Source organism: Salinibacter sp., from assembly GCF_036626415.1.
Taxonomy (GTDB): domain Bacteria; phylum Bacteroidota; class Rhodothermia; order Rhodothermales; family Salinibacteraceae; genus Salinibacter.
In genome coordinates this window covers 1-6208 of the sequence record NZ_JAZKRW010000156.1, presented here as the reverse complement: position 1 = coordinate 6208, position 6208 = coordinate 1, and the positions used below count along the sequence as shown (strand labels likewise).

General features: G+C 67.5%; 3 protein-coding genes. 1 reads left to right on the top strand and 2 read right to left on the bottom strand.

The window, feature by feature from the left end; genetic code table 11:
• Both V5A20_RS12755 and V5A20_RS12750 read right to left on the bottom strand, forming a co-directional pair.
• On the bottom strand, positions 1–1408 hold a 1408-nt coding region (locus V5A20_RS12755; RefSeq protein WP_332327495.1), incomplete at its 3' end, for a carotenoid oxygenase family protein.
• A 201-nt stretch (positions 1409–1609) separates the two neighbouring features.
• A complete protein-coding gene (locus V5A20_RS12750) occupies positions 1610–4207 on the bottom strand; it encodes an Ig-like domain-containing protein (RefSeq protein WP_332327494.1) in 2598 nt (865 codons plus the stop codon).
• 934 nt (positions 4208–5141) lie between these two features.
• Here V5A20_RS12750 and V5A20_RS12745 point away from each other — a divergent pair.
• A complete protein-coding gene (locus tag V5A20_RS12745; RefSeq protein WP_332316809.1) occupies positions 5142–5888 on the top strand; it encodes an NADPH-dependent F420 reductase in 747 nt (248 codons plus the stop codon).
• Positions 5889–6208 lie beyond the last annotated feature (320 nt).

Here is a 6208-nt window from a genome sequence, read left to right as displayed (position 1 = left end):
GCAGGGCTCCTCCGAAGTACTGCCCGTGGAACCCGAACGGAATGGGGTGCGGCACCCGCGCCCGCGCTCGCTCGGTGAACGACGGCGCATCGAGGACGAGCAGGAACGACTGCTGGGCGTCCGGGGCCAGCACGACGGACAGGACGACGCCGTCGTCTTCGCCCGCCCCGCCTGGCGCGCCCACGAAGACCGGCTCGCCCGGGTACGTGCCCGCCTCGTGCCACGTCTGGGCGGCGCCCGTCGTCGCGTCGATCTTCACGAGCTGGTCCGTGAACTGCCCCTCCACCCGCGTCCCCACGCCGTAGACGTACTGGTACGGGCGGCCGGTCGCCGGGCCGTCGTGGATGCGGGGCAGCTCCAGGCGCTCCTCGCTGCGAAGCGTGGAGGAGGCCGCCCCGCCGCCAAGCGGCAGGCGGTAGCGGCGCAGGTGCCCGCTGCCGGGCGAGGGATCGTCGCTGCGCAGCCGGTCGAGGGCGAGCTCGTCGACGACGGACGCGTCCGGGTACGTGACGACGTCGCAGACGACCTCTCCGTCCCGCTCGAAGGCGTTGACGTGGTGAAACCCGAACGCCGCCTCCGCCTCCAGGGTCGCTACCTCTTTCCCGTCCGCCTTGCGGAGCACCCGAAACCGGGTCCCCCGCTCCGGGTGCCACTCGAAGTTCTCGATGAACGGCTGCCCCCGAAGCAGCAGGTCCGTCGGGTCCACCACGAGCGGCCACTCCGACAGGATCACGTAGTTCTCCGACATGCCGAAGCTGTGCATGTAGCTCGGGCGGCCGACGTCCAGCGTCGCGACCTCGCGGCGCGTCTTGTGCCCCGCCTCCACGCCGTACACCCCGTACTGGCACTGGCGGCCGAACGAGACCGTGTGGAAAAGCGTCCGCTCCGTGCCGGGCTCGACGTGCGGGTGGGGCGTCGACATGTCCACGTCCACGTCGTCCTCGTAGTCCACGACCCCCACCGTCTCCAGCGTGTCCGGATCGAAGGCCACCGGCAGGGGCGTGGCCGTCAGCGCGACGTACTGGTCGTCCAGGCGGGCGACGTTGATGCTCGCGTTGTCCGTGGGCGTGGGGTTGAAGACGCTCATGACCCGCCCAAAGAGCGACCTGCAGGGGTCCGTCGCGAACTCGGACCGCGCAATGCGCCCCTCCTCCAGCGCCTCCGTGCGGCTGTTCGACCGCACGAAGCGATTGCGGTACGCCACGGTCCCGTCCCGCATCCGGAACGCGTGGAGCATCGCGTGGCCGTCGAACCAGTGGTTGTAGCTCTCGTCCCCCACCTCAAACTGCGCCGGGCCGTTGCGGATGAGCGTGCCCGCCAGCCAGTCGGGCCAGTTGCCCTCCGTAGGCAGCGACGGCTCGTGGATTTCTTGGTGGAGGCTCTCGAAGCCGCGGCGGTAGTCGGACATCAGGGACGGCGCTGGCAGGGCAAACAGGACGCTGCGTTCCTTTCAAAGCGGCAGGCCCCACAACAGGTTCGTCGCTCCCTCGGGCGTCTTGCCGGAGGCATGCGCCTTGCCCGGCCTCCGTCGGCGGCTCGGGTCAACACAACACTGATCGTGCCGGCCCGGCCGGACCGTCTTGTCCGAAGCGGCGTCCGGCCGCGGGCCCTAGCGGACGACCCTCAGGCGCCGGGTTTGAGAGAAGCCGTCGGCCGACATGCGGTAGAAATACGTCCCGCTCGGCAGCGCCTGCACGTTCAGGCGGGCATTGTGCCGGCCCGGCTCCCTGCGCCCGTCTGTGAGCGTCGTCACCTTCCGCCCCAGCAGATCGAAGACGCTGATCGTTACGCGCGTCTGCTCGGGGACGCTGAACGCAATTGTGGCCGATCTGCTCGCGGGATTTGGGGCACTATGCTGCAGGGCAAAGCGCTCGGGGACGGCCCGCAGGCCCACCTGCAGCTGTCCCTCTTCTTCCTGCAGGGTCGTCGACGGAGCGTTCGGCGTCAGGGTCGTGGCGGCCGCGTCGGCATCGCGGGCGTGCTTCACGCGCACGGCGCCCCCCGCCGAGCCACCGCGAAGACGAAGCGTCAGGGGGTACGCCACTCCCTGTAGTTTCACGTCGCGGAAGGAGGCGCTACGGCCGCCCGGGGCGACGGTCGCCAGGGCCCTTCCGTTGGCGAACCGAACGTCGAACGTGCCCCCGGGCGGAATCGGGGGCAACGGCTCCCTCTTCTTCTTCGCGTTCGGCCGGTCGCGCCGCAAAAACAGTGTGGCCTCGCGTCCCTGCCGATCAGTCACGTGAAGCGAGACCGTCGTCTCGTCGTCCCCCGCGTCCTGGAGGCGCGCCCCGAGCGTGAGGCTGCTGCCCCCGCCCCCACCGCCGAGGACCAGCGTCCCGGGCTCGCTGACGTTGATCCAATATCCCTCCCCCGGCACGAGCGTCGAGGCTGCCGCGTAGCCCTCGGACGGCCCAAAGCCGTAGAAGGCAGACTGGACGATGCCCGACGGGTCCGCGGAAATTGTCCCGACGTCGACGGAGTCGGAAAAGGGCCCGATGATGTTCCACCCGGCCGTCACACCGACGGCCTGAGAGTCTGCGTCCGTACCGGTCACCGGCTCCGTTCCGGAGGCGCAGTTCGCCCAGAGTCCGTCCCCGACCGAAAGGGAGTCCCCCTCTTCGATGGGCTGATTCCCCAACCCGGGGTCGTACAGAAACCCGCTCGTGCAGGATGGCAGGACCGCTCCGAACGTCGGATCCTCCGGCTGATACGGAAGCGACACCAAGTTCCACCCCTCCTCCAGGGCTAGGGCGCGAACCCCATTGACCTCAAGCGTGACGGTGGCCTGGTCGGCGGCCCCGTTTCCGTCGGCGACCTCGTACGTAAAGCTATCGGTGCCGTCAAAGTTCGAGTCCGGGACGTACTCGAACGACCCGTCTTCGCTCAGCGTGAGCGTCCCGTTGTCCGGCGGCGACACCACGGTGGGGGTGAGCAGGTCCCCGTCCGGGTCACTGTCGTTTCCGAGAATGCCGGGCGCATCGACCGCCAGCGTGCTGTCCTCCTGTGCAGAGAAGCTGTCGTCCGTGGCCACGGGGGCCCCGTTGAGGCCTTCGATGGTCAGGGACACGCTGGCCTGGCCGGTCCCTCCGTTCCCGTCGCTGGCAGCGTAGGTGAAGCTGTCCGAGCCGGTGTCCCCCGCGCCCAGGTCGTCGAAGGCCCCGTTCGGATCGTAGCTGTACGCCCCATCGGCCCCAACGGTGAGGAGCGCACCGGACGTTAGGGTGATCTGCTGGCCTACGTTCGAGGCGGTTCCGTTCACCGCCGACACCGAAAGCGAGTCTCCGTTCGGGTCGCTGTCGTTTTCGAGGAGCCCCGGCGCAGCGATGGAGACCGACGTGCCCTGCTGCGTTGTGTCGGTGTCATTTGCGACCGTGGGGGGATCGTTCGCCGGGCGGACGGACACCGAGAAGACCTTCCCCGTCGGGCCCTCGCCCTGGCTGTCACTCAGGTCGAACGTAAATTCGTCGTTGGGCGGGACGTCCCCGGGGGGAATGTCGGCCGTGTGGTCGTAGGTGACGGCTCCGTCGATCAGGTCCTGCTGCGTAAATTCCGTGACCGCCGATCCACTTACCAAAAGGGTGCCCTCTGTCAGCCCACCTGTGACGGCAAAGGTGAGGCTCGCAGGATCGTGGTCCGGGTCCGAGGCGCTGAGGGAGTCGGTCGAAATCGTCACCTCCCCATCTTCGGTAAGGGTGACTCCTTCGTTTACGTCGAGCGACGGGGCGTCATTGTAGTCGATCGTAAGGAGGGCCTCCGGGTCGCCCGGATTCACCGTGAGGGAGTCATTTCCCGTCATCTCTGCGGGTCCGTACTCCGATCCAGATTCGGGTTCGATCGTTCCGCTCACCCCCGCCGGCAGGTCCCACTCAATGGTGACCTCAGTGGCGGTGTCTTCGGCCTGAAACTGGAGTTCGTGCTGCCGGGTCCCGTTGGAGCTTAGGCTCCCCGGCCGAACGTCGATGAGGAGGCCTTCCCCGAACGTAGAGGGACTGATGTGGTCGTCGATCCACCGGGCGTCAAATGCCGTCGACGGCGGAGGGGGCGGCAGTTCCGATTCCCCGAACGAGGAGTCCACCCCGGCGGTCGCGTCGGGGTCAATGCCAAAGGAGAGCGTCTCGGATCCGCCGGCATCCGTGCTTACGGTGACCGTGCCCTCGATCTCCGGAGACTCCTGGGCGTAGCCAATCCACGGAAGGCACAGAAGCATGCCTGCCGAGAGGACGAGCGCGGTCTGGGGGCAGACCGAGAATAGAGGACAGTACATCACAGTCATGTCGGGGCGACGAGAGTACCAGAAACCACAACACCAACCCGCCTCGCTTCGGACCTCTTTGACCGCCTCGGGGCTCTTTGAGCTTCGGCCTCTTCAAGCCTGGGTCTCTTCACCTCTGGGTTTCTTCGAGCCGGGCCTCTTTGGGCCTGAGACTCTTCGGGGCCTGAGACTCGAGGTGTCGTCCTGAAACCGGAGGCATGGTCGGGCCCAACTGGCGCCGGTCCTGGATGGCCCGGACAGTCCGGATGGCGGCAAAGGGAGAACCGGCCCTCAGCTGCACGGGCCGCTTTGCTGTACGGCGCAGCCCTCCTTCACCGTGCGCTGTTGTGCGGGCGTCGTGGGGGCGTGTACCAGTCCCCAACAACTATGCCAGGGCCTTCACTGTGGTCTGAAACGCACGTGCCGCCCCGCGTGAGCAGGCACTCAGGACCTGCATAGTTGAAGCCCCCTCCCGCCTCTGCAACTTGTTAAAGCCCGCGCTTCCGTGCCTTGGCGCCGAATGAGACATGCCGGAAGAACCTGGTCGCGTCGTTGGGGGATCGTCGTCGCGTGTGGGTACGTCTCGCGGGGACGCCGGCCCCACGGGAAGGCGTCCCCCCCATCCGATGACAACCCGCGGCCGCATTGCGGACACGAGACTGGACGCCGAACGCAGGCCGGGACGCTCGGCCTTCAGGCGCTGGCACGTCCGTGCTGCCTGAGATGCAGACCCGATGAGTTTGGGGACGACCGGCGGCCCTTCCGGGTGGATGGACGTTGTCGTGCGAATCTCTGAAACGGTCTCTGGGCGTAAGGTAAATCTGAAACATGAGCGTCGGCGCGGGCATCAAACGCCGTAACGTCGCAGCTCCCCGCACTGCAACTCGATATTCTCGGCTCCACGCTCCCGGAGCGTTCATTCCAAAACACAAGAGACAATATGACGATTGGCATTATCGGCGCAGGCATGATCGGTAGCACACTGACGCGCCGGCTCACCGAGCTGGGCCACGAGGTTCGCGTGGCGAACTCCCGGGCCCCGGACACGCTCGGCGAGCTGGCCGAGGAGACCGGCGCGACGCCGGTCTGGGCCGAGGAGGTGCCAAAGGGGGCGGATTTGATCATCGTGACCATCCCCGAGGCGAACGTGCCCGACCTGCCGGACGGTCTGTTGGGCGACGTCCCCGACGAGGTCCCCGTGGTGGACACCGGCAATTACTATCCCCGTGAACGGGACGGCCGCATCGGGCCCATCGAGGAGGGGATGCCGGAGAGCCGGTGGGTCGAACAGCAGCTTGGCCGCCCGGTGATCAAGGCGTTCAACAACATCTACTTCGAGAGTCTGAGGGACAACGGCCGGCCCGCCGGCGCCGACGACCGGATTGCCCTGCCGGTCGCCGGGGACGACCCGGAGACGAAGGCCGTCGTCTGCGATCTGATCGACGAGCTCGGATTCGACCCCATCGACGCCGGCGGGCTCGACGAGTCGTGGCGCCAGCAGCCCGGCACCCCGGCCTACACCGCCGACCTCGACGCCGAGGGCGTGCGGGAGGCGCTCGCCGACGCCAGCCCCGAGCGCCCCACAGGCTTCACCGCGACGGACGACAGCCCGGGGACGTTCGCCGACCCGGCCTGACACGATGGGTCGGGACGCGATGGGTCGGGACGCGATGGGTCGGAACCGCACAACCACGTCCATCGATCCGTCCGATTGATGGAAAGACAGGGGCTAGGGGCTCCACATACAGGGGCTCCACATGGAGCGACGATGCTGTTACCCGTCGTCGCGACGGGCTGAGGGAATCCGTAACGATGTCCGCCGGGACTCGACCGTAAAGGTCTCCACGTCGTCCCCCATACACCCTGTCGTACGTTCTACACCCCCCGTTCTCTACACCGATGTCTCAACACGTTACTGCTTCCGACAGCTGGATTGCCGAACACCTGCCCGACGCC

Bases quoted from the DNA above. Each gene is read 5' to 3' on its own strand.
- V5A20_RS12750 (WP_332327494.1), bottom strand. From the start codon at position 4,207: ATGCTTCTGTGCCTTCCGTGGATTGGCTACGCCCAGGAGTCTCCGGAG.